The 21,921-nt window shown below is 76.2% G+C and carries 20 protein-coding genes; 10 read left to right on the forward strand and 10 right to left on the reverse strand.

The features are described 5' to 3' along the window. The first annotated feature begins 4 nt into the window (after nt 1-4). The gene (locus NHH00_RS01260) at nt 5-349 is read left to right on the forward strand and encodes an RNA polymerase-binding protein RbpA (protein WP_021483180.1); all 345 of its coding nucleotides are present in this window, start codon (nt 5-7) and stop codon (nt 347-349) included. Between the two features lie 168 nt (nt 350-517). Here the strand turns inward: NHH00_RS01260 and NHH00_RS01265 are convergent, their stop codons facing one another. From NHH00_RS01265 to NHH00_RS01310, 10 genes are all read right to left on the reverse strand, one after another. Next, nucleotides 518-1,336, reverse strand: coding sequence for a polyprenol monophosphomannose synthase (locus NHH00_RS01265; RefSeq protein WP_253049446.1), 819 nt, complete (start codon nt 1,334-1,336; stop codon nt 518-520). Then, on the reverse strand, nt 1,333-2,931 hold the full coding sequence (gene lnt / locus NHH00_RS01270) for an apolipoprotein N-acyltransferase (protein ID WP_253049448.1): 1,599 nt from the start codon (nt 2,929-2,931) through the stop codon (nt 1,333-1,335). Before lnt ends, NHH00_RS01265 begins: the two co-directional genes overlap by 4 nt. A gap of 438 nt (nt 2,932-3,369) precedes the next feature. Beyond that, nucleotides 3,370-5,010, reverse strand: coding sequence for an amidohydrolase (locus tag NHH00_RS01275; RefSeq protein WP_253049450.1), 1,641 nt, complete (start codon nt 5,008-5,010; stop codon nt 3,370-3,372). Between the two features lie 127 nt (nt 5,011-5,137). Then, complete coding sequence (locus NHH00_RS01280) at nt 5,138-8,113, reverse strand: DEAD/DEAH box helicase (protein WP_253049452.1); 2,976 nt, start codon at nt 8,111-8,113, stop codon at nt 5,138-5,140. An 88-nt stretch (nt 8,114-8,201) separates the two neighbouring features. Continuing rightward, nucleotides 8,202-9,317, reverse strand: coding sequence for a diacylglycerol/lipid kinase family protein (locus NHH00_RS01285; RefSeq protein ID WP_253049454.1), 1,116 nt, complete (start codon nt 9,315-9,317; stop codon nt 8,202-8,204). A gap of 43 nt (nt 9,318-9,360) precedes the next feature. Then, entirely contained in the window at nt 9,361-10,104 is a 744-nt protein-coding gene (tatC, locus tag NHH00_RS01290; protein ID WP_253050706.1) for a twin-arginine translocase subunit TatC, read from the reverse strand. Nucleotides 10,105-10,140: 36 nt separating this feature from the next. Then, entirely contained in the window at nt 10,141-10,407 is a 267-nt protein-coding gene (gene tatA, locus NHH00_RS01295; RefSeq protein WP_253049456.1) for a Sec-independent protein translocase subunit TatA, read from the reverse strand. 57 nt (nt 10,408-10,464) lie between these two features. After that, nucleotides 10,465-10,791 carry a hypothetical protein gene (locus NHH00_RS01300; protein WP_253049458.1) on the reverse strand — a complete coding sequence of 109 codons (327 nt, stop codon included), beginning with the start codon at nt 10,789-10,791 and terminating at the stop codon, nt 10,465-10,467. A 10-nt stretch (nt 10,792-10,801) separates the two neighbouring features. After that, entirely contained in the window at nt 10,802-11,815 is a 1,014-nt protein-coding gene (locus NHH00_RS01305; RefSeq protein WP_253049460.1) for a helix-turn-helix transcriptional regulator, read from the reverse strand. After that, the gene (locus NHH00_RS01310; RefSeq protein WP_253049462.1) at nt 11,808-12,908 is read right to left on the reverse strand and encodes a helix-turn-helix transcriptional regulator; all 1,101 of its coding nucleotides are present in this window, start codon (nt 12,906-12,908) and stop codon (nt 11,808-11,810) included. The genes NHH00_RS01305 and NHH00_RS01310 overlap by 8 nt, the downstream gene beginning before the upstream one ends. Nucleotides 12,909-12,944: 36 nt before the next feature. On the opposite strand from NHH00_RS01310, the gene NHH00_RS01315 reads away from it, so the two are divergent. The 9 genes from NHH00_RS01315 (at nt 12,945) to argG (ending at nt 21,908) form a co-directional block, all read left to right on the forward strand. Further along, nucleotides 12,945-14,114 carry a DUF3866 family protein gene (locus NHH00_RS01315; protein ID WP_253049464.1) on the forward strand — a complete coding sequence of 390 codons (1,170 nt, stop codon included), beginning with the start codon at nt 12,945-12,947 and terminating at the stop codon, nt 14,112-14,114. Next, nucleotides 14,111-14,911 carry a DUF4129 domain-containing protein gene (locus NHH00_RS01320; RefSeq protein ID WP_253049466.1) on the forward strand — a complete coding sequence of 267 codons (801 nt, stop codon included), beginning with the start codon at nt 14,111-14,113 and terminating at the stop codon, nt 14,909-14,911. The genes NHH00_RS01315 and NHH00_RS01320 overlap by 4 nt, the downstream gene beginning before the upstream one ends. Then, nucleotides 14,908-15,468, forward strand: a complete 561-nt coding sequence (locus NHH00_RS01325) for a hypothetical protein (RefSeq protein ID WP_253049468.1) — start codon at nt 14,908-14,910, stop codon at nt 15,466-15,468. Before NHH00_RS01320 ends, NHH00_RS01325 begins: the two co-directional genes overlap by 4 nt. After that, on the forward strand, nt 15,465-16,472 hold the full coding sequence (locus NHH00_RS01330) for an AAA family ATPase (protein ID WP_253049470.1): 1,008 nt from the start codon (nt 15,465-15,467) through the stop codon (nt 16,470-16,472). The genes NHH00_RS01325 and NHH00_RS01330 overlap by 4 nt, the downstream gene beginning before the upstream one ends. Continuing rightward, nucleotides 16,469-17,824: a DUF58 domain-containing protein gene (locus NHH00_RS01335; RefSeq protein WP_253049472.1), complete on the forward strand. Its 1,356-nt coding sequence runs from the start codon at nt 16,469-16,471 to the stop codon at nt 17,822-17,824. Before NHH00_RS01330 ends, NHH00_RS01335 begins: the two co-directional genes overlap by 4 nt. Next, on the forward strand, nt 17,821-18,375 hold the full coding sequence (locus tag NHH00_RS01340; protein ID WP_253049474.1) for a hypothetical protein: 555 nt from the start codon (nt 17,821-17,823) through the stop codon (nt 18,373-18,375). The genes NHH00_RS01335 and NHH00_RS01340 overlap by 4 nt, the downstream gene beginning before the upstream one ends. Nucleotides 18,376-18,478: 103 nt before the next feature. After that, on the forward strand, nt 18,479-19,057 hold the full coding sequence (locus NHH00_RS01345; RefSeq protein WP_253049476.1) for a Dps family protein: 579 nt from the start codon (nt 18,479-18,481) through the stop codon (nt 19,055-19,057). 178 nt (nt 19,058-19,235) lie between these two features. Then, complete coding sequence (locus tag NHH00_RS01350; protein ID WP_253049478.1) at nt 19,236-19,724, forward strand: VOC family protein; 489 nt, start codon at nt 19,236-19,238, stop codon at nt 19,722-19,724. A 735-nt stretch (nt 19,725-20,459) separates the two neighbouring features. Further along, nucleotides 20,460-21,908 carry an argininosuccinate synthase gene (gene argG / locus NHH00_RS01355; RefSeq protein WP_253049480.1) on the forward strand — a complete coding sequence of 483 codons (1,449 nt, stop codon included), beginning with the start codon at nt 20,460-20,462 and terminating at the stop codon, nt 21,906-21,908. Nucleotides 21,909-21,921: the final 13 nt, after the last annotated feature.

Raw genomic sequence — 21,921 nt, forward strand, 5'->3', positions numbered from 1 at the left:
CACCATGGCCGACCGTTCGCTGCGCGGGATGAGCATCGGTGCGAAGAGCATGGAGTCGGACGAGGGCGTCGACTTCGCCCCCCGCTTCCAGGCGCACTACGACTGCCCCAACGGGCACACCATCATCCTGCCGTTCTCGACCGACGCCGAGGTCCCCCCGGTGTGGGAGTGCCGCTGCGGCGCCGAGGCGCTCCTGCGCGACGCCGAGCGCCCCGAGCCCAAGGCCGGCAAGCCGGCCCGCACCCACTGGGACATGCTGCTCGAGCGGCGCACGATCTCCGAGCTCGAGGAGCTGCTCGACGAGCGCCTCGGCCTGCTGCGCGCCGGCAAGCTGCGCCGCAGCGCCTGACCGCCCGCGACCACTGAGAGGCCCGGACCCCCGCGGGGGTCCGGGCCTCTCTGCGTCGCGGCCGGGGCCGTCGCCCTCGCACGGGCCCGTGCGCGCCGACGCGGCCCGGCACGGCCCGGGCTCGCTCGGCACGTCGCGGACTCACGCGACCCGCACCACGGCGACGCCTCAGCGCGGGCCGCGCCGCCCCGCGACCGACCGCGCGAGGCTCGCGAGCTGGGCCGCGCGCCGTCGAGCACCCCAGACCGTGACCTTCCACAGCGCCTCGGTGACGATCGCGCGGCTCATCTTCGACCGCCCCGCCGTGCGCTCGACGAACGTGATCGGCACCTCCGTCGCGCGACCCCCCGCCCGCACGACCCGCCACGCCATGTCGACCTGGAAGCAGTACCCGTGCGACTCCACGCTCGCGAGGTCGACGGCGCGCAGCGCGGACGCGCGGTAGGCGCGGTAGCCCGCCGTCGCGTCGCCCAGGTGCAGCCCCAGCGCGAGGCGCACGTACGCGTTGCCCGCGCGCGAGAGCACCTCGCGGTGCCGCGGCCAGTTCTCCACGCGCCCGCCCGGGACCCAGCGCGACCCGATGACGAGGTCCGCGCCGTCGTGCGCGCCGTCCCCCGTGGCGGGGCCGAGGGCGGCGAGCAGGGACGGCAGCTGCTCCGGCTGGTGGGAGCCGTCGGCATCCATCTCCACGAGCACGTCGTACCCGGCGTCCAGGCCCCACCCGAACCCCGCGACGTACGCGGCGCCCAGGCCCTCCTTCCCGGCCCGGTGCAGCACGTGCACGCCCGGGTCGACGGCGGCGGCGGCGTCGGCGAGGTCGCCCGTCCCGTCCGGGCTGGCGTCGTCCACCACGAGCACGTCCGCGTCCGGGACCGCGGCGCGCAGGCGTGCCAGCGTGCCCGGCAGGGTCAGCGCCTCGTCGTACGTGGGCACGACGACGAGCACGCGCCCGCCCGGGACGCCGCCCTCCCCCGCCGGCCCGCTCACGGCGCCTCGTCTCCGGCCGGGGCCGCGGCGGTCGGGGTGCGGCGCTCGCGGACCGCGGTGACGACGCCCGCGGCGAGGAGCCCGAGGGCGAGGAGCTCGACGACGCGGCCCGGCCAGTCCCCAGCCCGCACGGCCGGGGTCAGGCTCGTGCGCAGCGGCAGGTCGGCGACCATCTGGTCGGCGGTGAACAGGTCGGTGCTCTGCAGGAGCTCGCCGTCGGGGGCGATGACGCCGCTGACGCCGACGGTCGAGACCTGCACGGTCGCGCGCCCGGTCGACACGGCGCGCAGGCGCGACATCGCGAGCTGCTGCGTGGACTCGGCGGTGTACCCGAAGGAGGCGTTGTTGGTCTGCACGACGAGCACCTCGGCGCCCGCGTCCACGGCGTCGTTCACGAGGCCGTCGTAGGCGACCTCGAAGCAGATGACGACGCCGAGCGGCACGGTGCGCCCGAGGCGCTCGGACGCGAGGTCCACGACCCCGGTCTCGGTGCCGGGGATCATGTCGATGGTGACCCGGTCGACCTGGTCGGAGAAGATCCGCAGCAGGGACCGCAGGGGGATGTACTCGCCGAACGGCGCGGGGTGCTGCTTGGCGTAGCGGTCCACGACGCCCGCGCCGGGCTCCCACAGCAGCGACACGTTGTACCGGCCGCCGGTCTCGGGGTACTCCTGCGCGCCGACGAGGATCGGGGCCCCGACCTCGCGCGCGGCGTCGTCGATGGCGCGCGCCACGTCGGGCGCGGTCTGCGGGTCGAGGTCGGAGCCGTTCTCGGGCCACAGCACCACGTCGAGGTCGCCGGGCTCCACCTGGTCCAGCAGCGCGACCGTCCCCTGCAGGTGGTTGTTGAGCACCTCGGCCCGGTTCGCGAACGACCCGAGCCCGGGCTCGCCCACGTTGCCCTGCACCGCCCCGACGGCGAGCGTGCCGGCCTCGGCACGCGTGTCGAGCGGCACGAGCAGGGGCGCGGCCACGAGCGCACCGGCCACGGCGGCCGGGACGACGGCGCCCGTGACGACGTCGCGGCGGCGCACCAGCGCGAGCACCGCGACCGCGAGCAGCGACCCGGCGAGCGCGACGAGCAGGGACACGAGGACCTCGCCCCCGAGCCAGGCCGCGCGCCCCAGCGGGGAGTCCGCCTGGGAGAACGCGAGCCGGCCCCAGGGGAAGCCGCCGAACGGGACCTCGGTGCGCGCCTGCTCGACGCCGACGAACAGCAGCGCGAACGCGACGGCCTGCGCCCCCGGGCGCCCGGCCAGCCACGACCACCGGCGGGCCCACGCCCAGGCGGCACCGAGCACGGCGACGAAGCACGCCTCCATGACGGACAGCGCGGCCCACGGCACGGTCTCGGTCGCGTAGTTGGCCCACCACAGGTGCGGCAGGAAGAACGCCAGACCCCACACGAGCCCGACGAGGAAGCCCCAGCGGGCGCCGTCGCGCCGCAGCCCCCAGAACAGCGCGGCGACGCCGACGAACGCGAGGGGCCACCACCCGCGGTCGGGGAAGGCCGCGTCCGTGGCGAGGCCGCCCGCGAGGGCCAGGAGGAGCGAGAGCGGCCGCGACGGGGGCCCGACGGGGCTGCCGCCGTCCACCACCGCGGGGGTCCCGCGTCCGTTCTCGGCGCGCACCGGCGCGGGGGGCGCCGGGGACGAGGCGTGCGACGACCGGGTCTCCGGTCCTGAGGTGGCCGGTCCTGCGGGGCGGGGTCGCCCGGCCGGGGTGGCCGCGGGCTCGGGGGCGTGCACGGGTGCACCCTACGCCACGCACCTGCGCGGACCGGGGTCCGCGGCGTCGGCCCGGCGGGTGATCCGCAGGCGGCCCGAGGGTGGTGTGTGCGGGCTCGCGCGCCCTTCGGCCCGTACGCCGCCGCCACCGGCGGAGCACGTTTTCTACTGAGCGCGCGAGCCCGGCCAGGTACCCGGCGCGGAACGCCGAGGGGTCGTCGTCGGTGGCTGATCCCCCTGCGGCCGCGGGGGCCGGAACACCCTGTCGAACCTACTCCGGCTCACGGCCCTGTCAAGCGGTAGCGGTCACACGAACGTGTCGAACAGGGGGACGCCGTCGCGCACCGTCTGCAGGCACCGGGGTCGCGGCACGTCGGGGCCGAGCTCCGGCAGGAGCGGCTGCCCGGCGCGCGCGTCCGTGCTCCACGACGACGTCGTGCGCCCGAGCGCGCCCTGCACCACGAGGTGCTCGCCCCGCCACACCGCGAGGTGCGCGGGCGCCCCGACGCGCAGCTGGCCGGCCCCCGTGTGGTCCAGGCCCGCGATGCGCCACCCGCCGCGCGTGTGCGCGCGGAACGCCGCCCGCGCCGAGATCTGCTGGTCGGGGTCCACGTGCGACATCGCCGCGAGCACGCCCGCCCACGGGTCGAGGCGCGTGACGGGCGCGTCCGACCCGAACGCGAGCGGGACGCCCGCCCCCGCCAGGTCCGCGAACGGGCTCAGGCCCTCGGCCCGGGTCGCGCCCACGCGCGCCGCGTACATGCCCTGCGGCCCGCCCCACGCGGCGTCGAACCCCGGCTGGATGCTCAGGCTCACGCCGAACAGCAGCAGCGACGCCAGCGCCGTCGCGTCCACGAACAACGCGTGCTCCACCCGGTGCCGCGCCGCGCGCACCGCGCCCTGGCCGTGGACCTGCGCGGCGACCTCGAGCCCGAGGACGAGCTCGTCCATCGCGCGGTCCCCGATGACGTGGAAGCCGCCCTGCGTGCCCGCCGCCCCGACCGCGGACAGGTGGTTCGCGATCTGCTCCGCGCTCAGGTAGAGGTTCCCCCGGTCGGTGGGGTCGGGCCCGTCCTGGTAGGGCAGGCGCATCGCCGCGGTGCGCGACCCGATCGACCCGTCCACGTTGAGGTCGCCCGCGAGCCCCGTCAGTCCCGGCACGTCCGCGAGGACCTCGCGCGCGTCGTCGACCGTGGTGCACAGCTCGCCCCGGTACCCGACGACGTGCGCCAGCCCCGAGGACGCGTCGCCCGTGAGCGCGAGGAGCTCGCGCAGCCCGGCGCGCGTGTCGATGTGCGGGGCGCTCATCTCGTGCACCGACACGATCCCCTGCTCCGCCGCCGCGCGCAGCGCCGCACGGTACAGGGCGGTGCGCCGCGCGGGCGACACGTCGCGCGCGACGTCCCGGGCGACGTGGTGCGCCTCCCCCGTGACCCAGCCCGACTCGTCCCACCCGGGGCGCTCCGCCAGGGCGCAGCGCCGCGCGAGCGTCGTGGAGACCACGGCGGAGTGCACGTCGACCCGCGCCGCGTACACCGCGCGCCCGCCCGCGGCCGCGTCGAGCTCGTCGCGCGTCGGCGGACGCCCCTCGGGCCAGGACCGCTCGTCCCACCCGAACGCCAGCACGACGTCGTCGTCCCCGACGCCCGCCGCGGCCTTCGCGACCGCCTCCAGCGCCGCCGCGAGCGTCGTCACGCCGGCGCTCGCGGACAGGTCGACGCCCGCGAGGGCGAGCCCGACCTCGAACAGGTGGACGTGCGCGTCGACGAACCCGGGCGCGACGAGCGCGCCGTCGAGGTCGATCACGCGGTCGGCGCGGGCGGCGAGCCCGTCGGCCGTGTCGTCGGCGCCGATCCAGGCGATGACGCCGTCGTCGACGAGGAGCGCTTCTGCGAACGGGTCGGCCTGGGAGTGGATCACGCCGCCGCGGTACAGGGTTGAGGCCACAATCCTTCACGATACCGCCACAACCGCCCGAACCTCGCCGTTCCGGCGCGACGTCCGCGCAGGTGGCGGCGGGTGTCGTGCACGTCACGCGCCCGCGCGGGCTCCCGGCGGTGCGGGCGCGGGCGGCTCAGACGCTCGAGTACGCGACGACGCCGCGCCGCAGCTTCTCGATCGCCTGGTGCGCGGTGCGCCGCACGGCGTGCGTGGGCGCGGCGGTCGCGACCTGGTCGAGGACGTCGATCACCTGCTTGCACCAGCGCACGAAGTCGCCGGCCGCGATCTCGGAGCCGCGCAGCACGGCGTCGAGGCTGCGGCCCACGGCCCACCGGTGCACGGCGGTGACGAGGCCCTCGTCGAGGGCGCCGGTGGCGTCGATGTCGTGGGCCTCCTCGAGGTCGTCCACCTCGGACCACACGCGCGTGGTCGCCTCGAGCGCACGGGCGAGCGTGCCGTGCGGCCCGCCGGGGACGTCGGGCTCGCCGCGGTCCTCACGCCGTCCCGCGTACACGCACGTGGACACCACCGCGGCGAGGGCGGGGGCGTCGAGGTCCTCCCACACGCCGCGGCGCAGGCACTCGGCGAGCAGCAGGTCGTTCTCGGCATACAGGCGCCGCAGCCACTGTCCGTCGCGCGTGACGCGCAACCCGGCCCGCCCCGCGCGGTCGCGCTCGCCGCCGGCCCGGGCCCCGTGGGCGGGCTCCTCCGCGTCCAGGGCGTCCTCGAGCGGTGCGGCCGGGTCGTCCGCGACCTCGCCGGGGGCGAGGTAGCCGAGGGTGAGCAGGACGTCGCAGATGCGGTCGAACACGCGCGCGATGGACCCGGTGCGGCCCTCGACGCGGCGCACGAGCTGGTCGTGCTCCTTCTTGAGCCGGGCCCACCGCTCGGCCCAGCGGGCGTGGTCCTCGCGGTCGGGGCAGTCGTGGCACGGGTGGGCGCGCAGCTGCGCGCGCAGGCGGGAGAGCTCGGCGTCGTCCGCGGCGGCGGACCGGGTGCGGGTGGTGCGCCCGGGTCGCGTGCCGGGCTCGTCGAGCGCCCCGAGGGCGTTGCGCAGCGTGGACGCGAGGTCGCGCCGCTGCGCCGGGACGCGCGGGTTGAACGACTTCGGCACCCGGACCGTGGCGACGGTGCGGATGCCGCCGGGCGCGTCGGCCACGGTGAGCTTCTTCACCTGCCGGTCCTGCGTGAGCACGGTGGGGCGCGGGCCGTCGAACCCGGCCCCCTCCCCCGGGTCGAGCACGACGACGTAGCCCGCGCGCCGCCCCGACGGCACCTCGACCACGTCCCCGGGCCGCAGCCGCTCGAACGCCGCCACGACCTCCGCGCGCCGGGACCGGCTCGCGGCGCGCGACAGGTCGCCCTCGCGCGCGGTGATGCGCCGCCGCAGCGCCGCGTACTGGGCGAAGTCGCCCCGGTCGCACGTCATGGCCTGCGCGTACCCGTCGAGCGCCTCGGCGTGCGCCTGCGCCTGCTTCGCGAGGCCGACGACCCCGCGGTCGGCCTGGAACTGCGCGAACGACGTCTCCAGCACCTCGCGCGCCCGGTCCCGCCCGACCTGCGCGACGAGGTTGACCGCCATGTTGTACGTGGGCCGGAAGCTGGAGCGCAGCGGGTACAGGCGCTTGGACGCCAGGCCCGCGAGGTGCACGGGGTCGAGGCCCGCGTGGTCGACGACGACGGCGTGCCCCTCGACGTCGATGCCGCGCCGCCCCGCCCGGCCGGTGAGCTGGGTGTACTCGCCGGGGGTGACGTCGACGTGCGCCGTCCCGTCCCACTTGACGAGCTTCTCCAGCGCGACGGACCGGGCGGGCATGTTGATGCCGAGCGCGAGCGTCTCGGTGGCGAACACGACCTTGACCAGGCCGCGGCTGAACAGCTCCTCGACCGTCTCCTTGAACACGGGCAGCAGGCCGGCGTGGTGCGCCGCGATCCCGCGCGCGAGCGACTCCGTCCACGTCCAGTACCCGAGCACCTCGAGGTCCTCCGCGGGGATGGTCTCGGTGCGTTCCTCGGCGACGCGCCGGATCTCCGCCTCCTCCGCGGGCGAGGTGAGGCGCAGCCCCGCCGCGAGGCACTGCTGCACGGCGCCCTCGCACCCGGCGCGGGAGAAGATGAAGTAGATCGCGGGCAGCAGCCCGTCCGCGTCCAGGGCGTCCACGACGGCGAACCGCGCCGGGGTGCGGCGCGCCCCGAGCCCGGACCGGTCGGGACCGGGGCGCCGCCCGCCCCGCCCCCGGTACCCGCGGTCGCCCGCGCCGCGCCGCCCGCCCGGGCCCGACGCGCTCGTGCGCGGGGCCGCGCGGAACGCGGCCAGCAGGTCCGGGTTGATGGGCGGGTTCACGCCCGGGTCCGTGGGGTCCACGTGCCCGGCGTAGAGGTCGAGCAGGTCCGCGCCGAGCGCCCGCCCGCCGCCCGCGTGCGCGACCCCGGTCGCCGGGTTCGCCGACGCGACGAGCACGTGCTGCCACAGCGGCACGGGCCGGCGCTCGCTGACGACGACGGTGGTGTCGCCGCGCACCATCTCCAGCCAGTCGCCGAACTCCTCGGCGTTCGACACGGTCGCGGACAGGGACACGAGCTGGACGTCGTCGGGCAGGTGGATGATGACCTCCTCCCACACCGGCCCGCGGAACCGGTCGGCGAGGTAGTGCACCTCGTCCATGACGACGAACGCGAGGCCGTCGAGCGTGCGCGAGCCCGCGTACAGCATGTTGCGCAGCACCTCGGTCGTCATGACGACGACGGGCGCCTCCCCGTTGATCGTCGTGTCGCCGGTGAGCAGACCCACGGAGTCGGCGCCGTAGCGGCGCACGAGGTCGCCGTACTTCTGGTTCGACAGCGCCTTAATCGGGGTGGTGTAGAACGCCTTGCGCCCGCCCGCGAGGGCGAGGTGGACGGCGAACTCGCCCACGACCGTCTTGCCCGCGCCCGTCGGCGCGGCGACGAGGACGCCGCGGCCCTCCTCGAGCGCCTCGCACGCGCGCTCCTGGAAGTCGTCGAGGGGGAAGTCGAGGACCTGCCGGAACTCCGCGAGCCGGGTGCGGGACGCCGCCTGGCGGGCCCGGGACGCGGCATAACGGGCGGCGGGCGATTCAGCGGCCGTCATGGTGCCAGCCTACGGTCCACCGCCGACCTCGCCGGTCGGCGCGCGGGCCGCCTCGCCGACCAGCCGCCTCCCGGTCGCCGGCGGGGTGTCAGCGCTGCGCGGCGGGACGGGCCGGGGCGTCGAGGACGTGCAGCGCGCCCGGGACGACGTCGACCCGCAGCGGCAGGGGGCCGAGGTGCTCCCCGTCGGCGAACGCGTGCGGCGGGGTCGCGCCCGCCTCGGTCGCCGCGACCGTCACCGACGTCGCGCGCAGCGTCCCCACGCCCGGGTTCGCCAGGTGCCGCCCCGCGTACATGCCGGGGAAGATGCGGGTCGCGCCCCAGCGCCCGAACGGGCCCGCGACGACGACGTCGAGCAGGCCGTCGTCGAGCGCCGCGCCCGGCGCGATCCGGATGCCGCCGCCGATCCGCGGACCGTTCGCGACCGACACGAGCGCGCCCGGCGACTCCCACACCACGGTCCGCCCGCCCTGCGTGCCGCCGCCGTCGGGGCTCGTCCCGACGGCGGCGCCGTCGAGCAGGAGGGGCGCCCCGGCGAGCAGGTCGGGCAGCTGGTCGCCCGCGGGGACGCCGTGCAGCGTGACCCGGTACCCGTAGGGGCGGTAGCGCGTGATCTCCGTGAGGGCCGAGCGCGCGTACCGGGACCGGCCGCGGGGCCACGTGGCCGCGTTCGCGTGCGCGTTGACGGCGGCGTCGATCCCCGCGGACAGCACGCCCGCGTACCAGCGGGGCGCTGCCAGGTGCTCGCCCGTGACGCGCGCGGCGTCGACCGCGCGCACGGACGGCGGCGCGCTCGCCGAGGACACGGTGCTCGTGGCGGTGCCGAGGGCCGCGAGGAGGGCGTCCACGCACCGGTCGGTGCGGGTCGTGGGCAGCCCGAGGCCGTGCGCGAAGTCGTTGCCCGTCCCGACCGCGACGATCCCGAGCGGGACGCCGGTCCCGGCGGTCGCGTTGACGCCGAGGTGCACCATGCCGTCCCCGCCCACGACGACGAGCGCGTCCACCCCGGGCCGTGCTCCCGCGCCGTTGCCGCCCGGGCCGCGCACGGCGGCGTCGGCCGACTCCAGGGCGAGGGGCAGGCTCGGGGCGCTGAGGTCGACGACGGCGTGCCCGGCGGCGCGCAGCGCGTCGGCGGTGCGGTCCCCGGCCGCGCGGCCGCGGCCGCGCCCCGCCGTCGGGTTGACGACGAGGGCGACCGTGCTCACGCGCGACCCCCGCGCCCGCGGGGGCGCGGCCGGGGCGGGGCGCTCACAGGGCGAGCCGTGCGGCGTCGAGCTTGTCGACGCGCCGGTCGTGGAGGTAGCTGATGCCGAGCGCCGCGAAGTACAGGCCGCAGATCGGCAGCGCCACGAAGATCATCGTCAGCGCGTCCGGGGTCGGGGTCATCACGGCCGCGAACACGAAGGCGATGAGCACCGCCCACCGCCAGCCCTTGGCCATCGCGGACGCCCGCAGGATCCCGGCCGCGTTGAGCGCGACGAGGACGACGGGCAGCACGAACGCGAGCCCGAACGCCAGCACGAGGCGCATGACGAAGCTCAGGTAGCCCTGCGCGTCGGCCAGGTTGGTCGCGCCGTCGGGCACGAACCCGGCGAGGATGTCGACCGCGTGCGGCAGCACCCACCAGGCGAGGAACGCGCCCCCGAGGAACAGCGGGACCGACGCACCGAGGAACGCGAACGCGTACCGCTTCTCCCGGGTGGTCAGGCCCGGCGTGATGAACGCCCACAGCTGGTAAAGCCACCACGGGCAGGTGACGATGACGCCGAGGAAGAGGGAGACCTTGACCTTCATGTCGAGCGCGGAGGCCAGGCCCGAGAAGTTCAGGCTGATGACCTTGCCCTGCTCCTCCGCCGCCTTGAGCAGCGGCGCCTGCAGCGCCTCGAGCAGCGGCTCGTAGAGGAACCACCCGACGATCGCGCCGACCACGAGGCCGCACGCGGCGAGGAACAGCCGCTTGCGCAGCTCCAGGAGGTGCTCGCGGAGCGGCATCCGCCCCTCGGGGTCACGGGACGTACGTGACACCGACTATCCCTTCGAGGTGTCGCCCGGGTCGGGCGACGTCGTCCCTCCGGTCACGGTCGGCGAGGACGTGCCGGTCGACGCGGACGACGACCCGGCGCCACCCGCCGCGGGCGGCGTGGCGTCGTCCTCGCGCAGGTCCTTGACCTCGCTCTTGAAGATCTTCAGCGACTGCCCGACGCTCTTGGCCAGGTCGGGGAGCCGACGCGCACCGAACAGGAGCAGGATGACGACGACCAGCACGATGATGTGCCAGGGCTTGAGCATGCCCATGGGCTAACTCCTCCTCGAGGCGAACGGCGCTACGCGAGCGAGTCTACGTGGTGAACCCTACGCGTTGAACCGGCGCCAGCGGGACCAGACCTGCTCGTCGCGCCGGCGCCGCTGGACACGCCGCTCCGCCCGCTCGGCGCGCAGCAGGTCCACGCGCTCCTGGAGCACGACCGGGTCGTCGAACAGGGTCGGCGCGGTCGACGGCTGCGCCTCCTCCAGGGCGCGCGACAGCTCGTCCGCCCGCGCGCTCATGTCCGCCGCCACCTGCGACGCGCGCGACAGCTCGCGCCCCAGCCCCTTCACGGACCGCCACAGGCGCCGCGCGAGGAAGAACGCGCCCACGAGCGTGCCCACGACGAGCAGCGTCCAGACCCAGAACCACATGCCGCCCACCCTAGCCAGCAGCCGTGCCGCCGGACGCGACGCCACCCGACGCGCCGTCGGGCTCGCCCGGCAGGTGCGCGTACGCGGACAGGGCGGCGCTCGCGGCCTCGCGCACGTCGCGCGCGACCGAGGCCGGCTCGACGGCGAGCACGTGCCGCGCCCGCTCCGTGAGGAGCTGGCGCAGCCACACCGGGTTGGTGACGCGCAGGCGCACCTCGAACGCGCCGTCGGGCAGGTTGCGCACGGACTCGACGGGGACCTGCTCCGCGACGGCGCGCGCGGGGCTGGCGAACGTGATCGTCGCGAGCGGCGCGTCGCCGGTGGGCGTGAAGTCGACGTCGGGGTCGACGTCGTGCCCCTCGACGGGCTGGTCGAGCTCGGTGGCGGCGAGGATCCGGTCGACGCGGAACGTGCGCCGGCCCTGCGCGCGGTGGCACCAGGCGAGCAGGTAGGCGTGCTCGTCCTGGGTGTGCAGGGACACGGGGTCGACCTCGCGCTCGGACTCCTCGTCCGCGGCCGTCACGTACCGGATGCGCAGCCGGTGTCCCGCGACGAGCGCGCTCGTGATCGCCGCGACCACGCGCGGGTCGCCCTCGGGCGCGAGCTGCACGTCGAGCGCCGCCGCGGCCTCGCCGGTCGCGTCGGTGAGCTTGCGCAGCACCGACTCCACGACGCCCGCGCGCTCGGGGTCGGCCTGCACCGCCGCCGTCTCCCGCATGGCGCGCAGCGCCGCGATGAGCGCCACCGCCTCGCGCGTGCCGAGCCGCAGGGGCCGGGTCATGCCGCGCGCCTCGGTGAGCCGCACGACGCCGCGCTCGATCGAGTCGGCGTCGAAGTCGATGAGGTCGTCCGGCCAGTACCCGGGCGTGCCGGACACCCACAGGGCGTCGACGTCGTCCAGGACCTGGCGCTCGCTCACGCCGAAGTGCCGGGCGAGCTCGCCCACCGGCACCGGCCCCGCCCCGTCCAGGTACGCGACGATGCCCAGCAGGCGCACCAGCCGGTCGTCCGCACGCTCAGCCATGCCCCGCCACCTCCGTCGACCCCTCGCCCTGCCCGGAACCCGGCACGGGTGCCGACGACGATCCCATCGCCGCCGCGTCCCGCAGCCGGCGCACGACCGCCGCGCGCAGGTCCGGCGGCCCGAGCACGAGCACCGCGTCCCCGTACCCCACGACCTCGTCCGCCAGCGCGTACCGCACGTCGTACGCCACCTCCAGCACGTCGCGGCCCGCGCCGTCGCCCGCCCGCGCGTCCGGCACCGACCCCACGACCGTGCCGCGCGCCCGCAGCGCACCCGCACGCTCCGGCACCACCGCCAGACGCGCCACCCCGCCCGCGTCGCGCGTGCCCAGCGCCGCGTCCACGTCCACCTCCGCCGGCACCTCGAACGCGTCGCGCGGACCCGTCGCCCGCACCCGGCCCTCGACCCGGCTCAGCCGGTACGACCGCGGCGCCCCCCGGTCCAGGTCGAACCCCACGAGGTACCAGCCCCCGCGCCGCGCCGCGATCCGCCACGGCTGCGCCCGCCGCGCCCGCACCTCGCCCGTGCTCGCCGCCCGGTACGTGAACGACACCGCGCGCCGCGCCGAGATCGCGTCCATCAGCGTCGCGTACGCGTCCCCCACCGGCCGCACCTGCGGCGCCAGACCCGCCACCACGTCCATCGCGGTCTCCCCCGCGCCCGCCGCCCGCAGCTTCGTCAGCGCCCGCGAGATGTCCGTCCGCAGCGTCTTGTCCTGCCAGAACTGCGCCGCCAGCGCCAGCACCCCCAGCTCCGCCGGCGTCAGGTCCACCGCGGGCAGCGCGTACGCGTCCTGGTCGATCCGGTACCCCACCTCGTCCGCGTGCCCGCCCGCGTCCACCGTCACGATCGGGATCCCCAGGTCGCGCAACGTGTCCTTGTCGCGCTCGAACATCCGTTCGAACGCGTCCGGGGACGGGGCGTCGCCGTACCCCGCCACGCTGACGCGGATCTGCTGCTTCGTCATCGACGCGTTCGTGTTCACCAGCGCGATCACCAGGTTCAGCAGACGCGCGGCCGGGTTCGTCGGCGACGACCCCGACGACGACGGCGCAGGGTCGGGCACGGACGAGGGGGGCGTGGGCTCGGACATCGGGCACCACGCTAGTCGGTCGATAGGGTGTGCCGCGTGATCACGTGGCGGACCGCGACCGTGGTGTCGCACGCGAAGACCTGGACCGGCGCCCAGGAGCTGCACGTGCGGCTCCACACCCCCCTGCCCGGGCGCGACGACGACCCCGACGCGACCGTGCGCGCCCTCGCCTACACCCAGCTCGTCGGCACCCCCGGACCCGGCGACCACGTGCTCCTCAACGTCTCCGCCCTCGCCCGCGGCCTCGGCACCGGCGGGTACGCCGTCGTCGTCGGCCCCGCCGAGCCCGGCACACCCCTCCCGCCCGACCCCGCACCCGGGCCCGGCCACCTCGTCAAGGCCCGCTACACCCCCCTCCAGGCCCTCGTCCTCGGCGTCGACGAGCAGGAGTCCCCCCACCACGACACCCTCCGCGACGCCGACGACCTCGACGGCACCCCCGTCGTCGTCGCCGACCTCCACTCCGCCCTCCCCGCCGTCGTCGCCGGCGCCCGCCACGCCGCGGCGCTCGCGGGCCGCCCCACGCCACGGGTCGCCTACGTCATGACCGACGGCGGCGCCCTCCCCGCCGCGTTCTCCCGCACCGTCGCCACCCTGCGCGACACCGGCTGGATCGACACCTGCCTCACCGTCGGGCAGGCGTTCGGCGGAGACCTCGAGGCCGTCACCGTGCACACCGGACTCCTCGCCGCCCGCCACGTCACCGGCGCCGACCTCGTCGTCGTCGCCCAAGGACCCGGCAACCTCGGCACCGGCACCCGCTGGGGCTTCTCCGGCGTCGCCGCCGGCGAGGCCCTCAACGCCGTCGCCGCCCTCCGCGGCCGCCCCGTCGCCTCCCTGCGCGTCTCCGGCGCCGACGCCCGCGACCGCCACCTCGGCGTCTCCCACCACTCCCTCACCGCCTACGGCCGCGTCGCCCTCGCCCCCAGCGACGTCCCCGTGCCCGTCCCCACGCCCGACCTCGAAGCCCTCACCGGGTGGGGCGCCGACCTCACCCGCCGCGTCACCCAGCAGGCCGCGACCCTCGCCGCCCCCACCGGCCGCCACCACCTCGTCGACGTCCCCGCCGACCCCGACCTCCTCGACGCCCTCCACGACGCCCCCGTCCGGCTGTCCACCATGGGCCGCGGCCTCGACACCGACCCCGCCGCGTTCGTCGCCGCCGCCGTCGCCGGCGTCCACGCAGAGTCGCTCCGACCCGCATGACCGCACCGCAGGGGGACGACCACCGCCGGCCCGGACCGGCCCGCTTCGCCGCCGTCACGGCGCTGGCGCTCGCGGCCGTGCTCGCCGCGGCCGTCGGCGCGCCGTGGGGCTGGGACGCGCCCGGCTGGTTCGACGACGTCGCGCGGGACCCGGTCGCGCCGCCGCCGGACACCGCCGCGACCGACGTCCTGTCGCAGGAGCGGGAGGACCTCCGGGCACTGACCGACACCGGGGGCCTGTCGTTCGACGCGTACCTGCTCTGGTCCCTGGGCGTGGTCGTGCTCGTGGTCCTCGTCGTGCTGGCGCGCCGCTACCTCCCGGCCCTCCTCGTGCGGCGACGCCGACGCGACCTCCTCGTCACGGCGCCGGGCGACGTCTCCGTCCACGCTGCCGAGGACCCGGTCGTGCCGGAGCTGCGGGAGGCGGTCGAGCGGGCGCAGGACGACCTGCGTGCGCCGGACGCGGACCCGCACGACGCCGTCGTCGCCGCCTGGGTCGCGCTCGAGCGCGCCGCGGAGCGGGCGGGCACCCGGCGCGACCCCGCACAGACGCCCACGGAGTTCACGACGGCGGTGCTGGCGAGCACCCGGGTGGACGCGGACGCGGTCGCGACGCTGCGCGGCCTGTACCACCGGGCCCGGTTCGGCGAGACGCCGCTCGGGGAGAGCGACCTGGAGGCGGCGCGCGCGGCGCTCGCCCGCATCGCGGCGGACCTCACGACGCGGGTCGTCGGCACCCGGGACCCCGACACGGCCGCGTCCCACGACCGCCCGCTCCACGACGAGGCGCGGCCGTGAGGGCGCGCGGACGCTGGGACCGGCTGCGCCCGGCGGACCGGCGCGCCCTGCTCGCGGCCACCGCGGCCGTCGGGTTCGGCGTCGTCCTCGTGCTGCTCGGCTCCTCGCCCGCGCACGCCCTCATGCTCACCGCCCTCGGCGTCGCGGGCGTCGTGCTGTGGCACCGCACCGGGTACGCCGGGGACACCGTGTGGCCGCGCGTCCCCGACGTGCGGCGCGACGGCAACCGGCGCGACGTGTCCGACCTCGGCTGGTCGGTCCTGGGCCGCGACGGACGCGTCACGGTCGGCGCCGCCCGCCGGGTGCGCCACCTCACGGAGCGTCGCCTGTCACGCCACGGCATCGACGATCTCGCCGTCCCCGGAGCCGCGACCGACGTGGCCCGTCTCCTCGGCCCCCGCGTCGCGCGCACCGTCCACGACCTCGTCGCCGACGGGCGCCTCCCCACGCCCGCCGAGCTCGACGCCTGGCTCGCTGCGCTCGACCGGCTCGACCGGCTCGACCCGACGACCATCCACGACCACCCGGACCGCCCCGACGGAGGGACACCCCGATGACCGCCGACCCCGCCCCCCGCACCGCCGGACCGGGCACGACCCTCGACGTGCCCACCGTCGCCGCGCACGGCCGCGCCGTCCTCGACGAGGTCGCGACCGCCGTCGTCGGCGCCCGCGAACCCCTCACCCTCGCGCTCGCCACCGTCCTCGCCGGCGGGCACGTGCTGTTCGAGGACGTCCCCGGGCTCGGCAAGACCCTCGCCGCCCGCAGCCTCGCCCGGGCCCTCGGCCTCGACTTCACCCGCCTGCAGTGCACCCCCGACCTCCTGCCGTCGGACGTCACCGGGTCCTCCGTGTACGACCCCGCGACCCGCACGTTCGAGTTCCGGCCCGGGCCCGTCTTCACCGGGCTGCTGCTCGCCGACGAGATCAACCGCACCGCCCCCAAGACGCAGTCCGCGCTGCTCGAGTCCATGGCCGAGCGCCAGGTCACCGTCGAGGGCACCACCCACGCGCTGCCCCGCCCCTTCCACGTCGTCGCGACGTCCAACCCCGTCGAGCACGAGGGCACCTACCCGCTCCCCGAGGCGCAGCTCGACCGCTTCATGGTGCGTCTCTCCGTCGGGTACCCCGGCCGCGACGAGGAGCGCGAGGTCCTCACCCGCCGCATCGCCCGCCGCCACGACGACCCCGTCGTGCGCCAGGTCGTCGACCGCGACACCGTCCTCGCCATGCAGGCCGCCGTCGAGCAGGTCGACGTCCACCCCGACGTCGTCGCCTACTGCGTCGACCTCGCCGCCGCCACCCGCACCCACCGCGACCTCGAGGTCGGCGCGTCGCCCCGCGGCTCGCAGAACCTCGCTCTCCTCGCCCGTGGCGTCGCCGTCCTCGACGGACGTGACGTCGTCCTGCCCGAGGACGTCAAGCGCGTCGCCGTCCCCGTGCTCGCCCACCGCCTCACCCTCACCCCCGGGGCCTGGGCCGCCGACCTGCGGCCCGAGACCGTCGTCGCCGGCATCCTCCAGACCGTCCCCGGACCCGCCACCGTCGGCGACCGCGGATGAGCACCACCACGGCGGACCGGGACAACGACGCGCCCCGCTGGCGCACCACCGTCCACCTCGCCACCGGTGTCCTCCTCGGCACCACGCTCCTCGCCCTCGGCGTCCTCCTCCGCCGCCCCGACGCCGCCCTCCTCGGGGTCGCGCCCCTGCTCGGCGCCGTCTGGGGCTGGACCCGCCGCCCCCACGGACCCGTCACCGTGCGCGTCGTCCTCGACGTCGACGCCCCACCCGGCACCCTCGCAGCCCGCACCGTCGCCGACGTGCCGCCCGGCGTCGAGCTCCTGCGGCTGCGCGCCCTCGCCCCCGGCGGGCTCGTCACCGAACGCCTCGTCGACGCGACCCACGGCCCCCGCGAGCTCACCTGGCGCGCGCCCTCCGCACGCACCGGCGTCACCGACACCCTCCGCGTCGACTACGCCGCCTACGGGCCCGACGGCGTCGAGGAGCAGGTCGCCCGTGTCGCCCACGGCCCGCGCCGACTCGTCCTGCCCCGCCCCCGACCCCTCGGACGCCTGCCCCTCGCCTCCCGCCTGCGCGGCCTCTCCGGGCCCCACACCTCCCGACGCCCCGGCGACGGCACCGAGCTCCGCGACGTCGACGTCTTCCGCCCGGGCGACCGGCTCCGCCGCATCGACTGGCGCGCCACCGCCCGCCGCTCACCCACCCTCGACACGCTGTACGTCCGCCGCACCTTCGGCACCGCCGAGGCGACCGTCGTCCTCGTCGTCGACTCCCGCGACGACGTCGCCCCCGACCTCGCCACCTGGAGCGGCGTCGGCGCCCAACGCCCCGACGAGGCCACGTCCCTCGACCTCGCGCGCCACGCCGCCGCCTCCGTCGCCCAGGCCGTCCTCGCCGACGGCAACCGTGTCGCCCTCGACGACCTCGGCCGCCTCGCCCGACCCGTCCGTCCCGGCGGCGGACGACGCCACCTTCGCCGCATCCTCCACGGCCTCGCCCTCGCCCGACCCGTCGGCGACCCCTCCGCCCGCCACCGCCCGCCCCAGGTCCCCGCCGGCGCCGCCGTCTACCTCTTCTCGACCCTCCTCGACGACGAGGCGCCCCGCCTCGCCCGCCAGTGGCACGACACCGGGCACGTGGTCGTCGTCGTCGACGTCCTCCCACCCGTCTCCCTCGCCGAGGTCGACGACCACGTCGCGACCGCCTGGGCCGTCACGCGCCACGAGCGCGCGGACCGCGTGGACGACCTGCGCGAGCGCGGGATCGTCGTCGCTCGCTGGCACGACGGCACACCCGGCGCCGACGGCGCTCGCGGGACGCTCGAGCTCGCGGCACGACGGCTCGACCGGCAGGGCCCCGGTCGACCGGGCCCTCTCGGGGGTGCCCGATGAGACGCCTCGTCCGACGCGAGGTCGTCACCGCAGGGCCGCGTCCCCGCCTCGAGGTCGAGACCGGGCGCGCCGTCGCGGGCTGGTGGCCGCGCGTCGTCCTCCTCGTCCTCGCCACCGCCTTCACCGGAGCCGCGCTCCAGACGACGGGTCTCGCACCGTCGTTCGTCGGGGGCACCGCCGTCGCCCTCGGGACCGCGACGGCCACCCTCCCCGCGCCGCCGGTCCCGCACGTGCTCGTGCTCCTCGGCGGCCTCCTCCTGATCGTGGAGGGGGACGGCCCCTTCGACCCCGTCGTGTTCGCGCTCCTCCCGCTGGGCCACCTCGTCCTGCGCGCCGCCTGGTGGGCGGACCACGTGCCACCCGACGCGCGCGCCGAGCTGCGGGCGGTCCTGCCGGACCTCCGTCGGGTCGTCGTGCTGCAGGCCGCGCTGCTCGTGGTGGCACTCGGCGTCCAGGCGGTCACCGCGCGAGAGGTCTCGTCCGCGGTCGCGAGCGCGCTCGGCGGTGTCGTCGTGCTGGGCCTCGTGCTGCTCGTCACGCCGCGGGACTGACCTCGCCCTGCGAGCGGCCGAGGACCGCCCGACGATGGCGGGGACGGCACCCGAGACCGTCCCGCCGCCGCCGCGGCGCACGAACCGACCCGAGGAGGCACCCATGGCCGCTCGCTCCGACCTGCCGAAGTACACCGTCCCGTCGCTCACCCCCGAGGAAGGGGCGAAGGTCGCCGGGATCCTCCAGGAGCGCCTGCACGCGCTCAACGACCTGCAGCTCACGCTCAAGCACATCCACTGGAACGTCGTCGGGCCGCACTTCATCGCGGTGCACGAGATGATCGACCCGCAGGTCGACGCCGTCCGCGCCATGGTCGACGCCGTCGCGGAGCGCATCGCGACCCTCGGCGTCTCCCCGAAGGGCACTCCCGGCGCGCTCGTCGCGGAGCGGACCTGGGAGGACTACTCCCTCGGCCGCGCCTCGACCATCGCCCACCTGGGGGCTCTCGACGAGGTGTACGTCGGGGTCATCACGGCGCACCGCGAGGCGGCGTCCGCCACCGAGGGCCTCGACGACGTCACGAACGACCTGCTCATCGGACACCTGCACGACCTCGAGCTGTTCCACTGGTTCGTCCGGGCGCACCTCGAGTCGACCGGCGGCGACCTCTCCACCGACGGCGCGCGCACCGAGACGGGCGCGGCGCGCAAGGCCGAGCAGGCGGCCGCCGGCCAGCCCTGACGCCCGCTCCCCTGCCGGACCGCTGCTCCACAGCTCAGAGCCGGCCGCGCGCCACGGTCCACCCGACCCGGCGCGCGGCCGGCTTTTCCGTGCTGTGTGGTGAGTTGTGTCCGGCGGGTGGGGTTGGTTGGGGGCGCTTGGCACACTATTTTTCTCCGATGTGACGTAGTGTCGCCGGATGAGCGACAGCACTCCTCGCCAGCCCACCGTCCGCCAGCTCCGTCTCGTCGTGGAGGCGGAGGACTACGACGTCGCTCTCGCCTTCTATCGCGACGTCCTGGGCCTCCCCGAGCGCATCGCGTACGCCGACGGCGAGGAGGACCGGGTGGCCATCCTCGACGTCGGGCACGCGACGCTCGAGATCGCGAACCCGGCCCACAAGCGGGCGATCGACGACGTCGAGGTCGGGCGCCAAGTGGCCGGCCACCTGCGCGTGGCGTTCGAGGTGGACGATGCGCGGGCCGCCACCGAGCGCGCCGTCGAGGCCGGGGCAGACCTCGTCGCTCCCCCGACCCGCACGCCGTGGGGCTCGCTCAACTCACGGCTCGACGCCCCCGCCGGCCTCCACGTCACCCTGTTCCAGGAGCTCGGCGGCGAGGAGGGCGTCCCGCCCGGCGTCGTCGCCGAGCCCGGGACCGGCGACGATCCCGCTGCCGGCGGGCGCTGACGCCTCGACCCACGCGCGCCGGACCTGCTCGAAGCGCGTCGGCAGCGGAGCCCGCACGGCGCCGTAGCGGGCGTTCGTCCGGTGCACGAACCGCCGCCAGGAGAGCACGAGCCCCTGCTTGGTGATGGGCAGGCCGCTGGAGACCGTCACGCCGTTGTCGTGCGTGTGGTGCACCGTGAGCAGCAGCGCGCGGGGCACGGACCCCTCGAGGTCTGCCGCCAGCACCTCGCGTACCGCCATCCAGCGCCGCAGCACGACGACGACGCTCGCGCTGAGCACGTGCTCGCGCACCCTGCGGTGCTTGCCGTGCGTGAGCACGACCCTCCCCTCCCCCGCCCGCGCCGTCGCGGGGCCGAGGTCGATCGCGTCGGCGGTGCAGCGCAGCAGGTCGCCGTACCGGGCGCCCGTCGCGCGCGTGAGCCCCGCGATCACGGCGAGCCGCACCGTCTCCGGCTTCGCCGACTCGACCATCGCCTCGGTGGCGAGCGTCCGCCACACCCACTCGGCCTCGTCCAGCGAGACCGTCGGCCGGGGATAGCGAGACGAGGAGGCCGCGGGGTCGGCACCCGTGCGGTCGGGGCCTTCGGAAGGCGAGGCGGCGGAGGCGGTGGTCACGGTCGAGAACCTATCCGCTTGGCACACTATTACCGAGTGAGACACGCCGGCGCCGGCGTGCGAGAGCCCGACCCGTCGGGCGAGATTGAATACCTATGCAGATTCGCGCATACTTTGAGCATGTCCAAGGTTCTCACCTCCCTCCCCGTCGGCGAGCGCGTCGGGATCGCGTTCTCCGGCGGCCTCGACACGTCCGTCGCCGTCGCCTGGATGCGCGACAAGGGCGCCGTGCCCTGCACCTACACCGCCGACATCGGCCAGTACGACGAGCCCGACATCGCGTCGGTGCCGGGACGCGCCACGGCGTACGGCGCGGAGGTCGCTCGCCTGGTCGACTGCCGCGCGGCGCTCGTCGAGGAGGGCCTCGCGGCCCTGGCCTGCGGTGCGTTCCACATCCGCTCCGGCGGGCGCGCGTACTTCAACACCACTCCCCTGGGCCGGGCCGTCACCGGCACCCTGCTGGTGCGCGCGATGCACGAGGACGACGTCCAGATCTGGGGCGACGGGTCCACGTTCAAGGGCAACGACATCGAGCGGTTCTACCGCTACGGCCTGCTCGCGAACCCCGCCCTGCGCATCTACAAGCCGTGGCTCGACGCCGACTTCGTCGCCGAGCTCGGGGGCCGCAAGGAGATGTCGGAGTGGCTCCTCGCCCACGACCTCCCCTACCGGGACAGCACCGAGAAGGCCTACTCGACGGACGCCAACATCTGGGGCGCCACGCACGAGGCGAAGACGCTCGAGCACCTCGACACCGGCATCGAGACCGTCGACCCCATCATGGGCGTGCGGTTCTGGGACCCGTCGGTCGAGATCGCGACCGAGGACGTGACGATCGGCTTCGTCCAGGGCCGCCCCGTCACGATCAACGGGCAGGAGTTCGAGTCCGCGGTCGCCCTGGTCCAGGAGGCCAACGCGATCGGCGGCCGCCACGGCCTCGGCATGTCCGACCAGATCGAGAACCGCATCATCGAGGCCAAGAGCCGCGGCATCTACGAGGCGCCCGGCATGGCGCTCCTGCACGCCGCGTACGAGCGCCTCGTCAACGCGATCCACAACGAGGACACGCTCGCGCAGTACCACACCGAGGGCCGCCGTCTCGGTCGCCTCATGTACGAGGGCCGCTGGCTCGATCCCCAGGCGCTCATGATCCGCGAGTCCCTCCAGCGCTGGGTCAGCACCGCCGTCACGGGCGAGGTCACGCTGCGCCTGCGCCGCGGCGAGGACTACTCGATCCTCGACACCACCGGGCCCGCGTTCAGCTACCACCCGGACAAGCTCTCGATGGAGCGCACCGAGGACTCCGCGTTCGGTCCCATGGACCGCATCGGCCAGCTCACCATGCGCAACCTCGACATCGCCGACTCGCGCGCCAAGCTCGAGCAGTACGCCGGCATCGGCATCGTCGGCACCGCGCACGCGGCGCTCATCGGCGCCGGAGCCGGGGCGACGACCGAGCTCATCGGCGCGATGCCCGAGGGCGGCGCCGAGGTCATCGCCTCGCGCGGCATGGCCGAGGGCGACGACGCGCTCCTCGACCGCGCCGCCATGGAGTCCGGCACGGACTGACCCCGGTGGCCGC

This window comes from Cellulosimicrobium cellulans, assembly GCF_024124905.1.
Taxonomy (GTDB): Bacteria; Actinomycetota; Actinomycetes; order Actinomycetales; family Cellulomonadaceae; genus Cellulosimicrobium; species Cellulosimicrobium cellulans_G.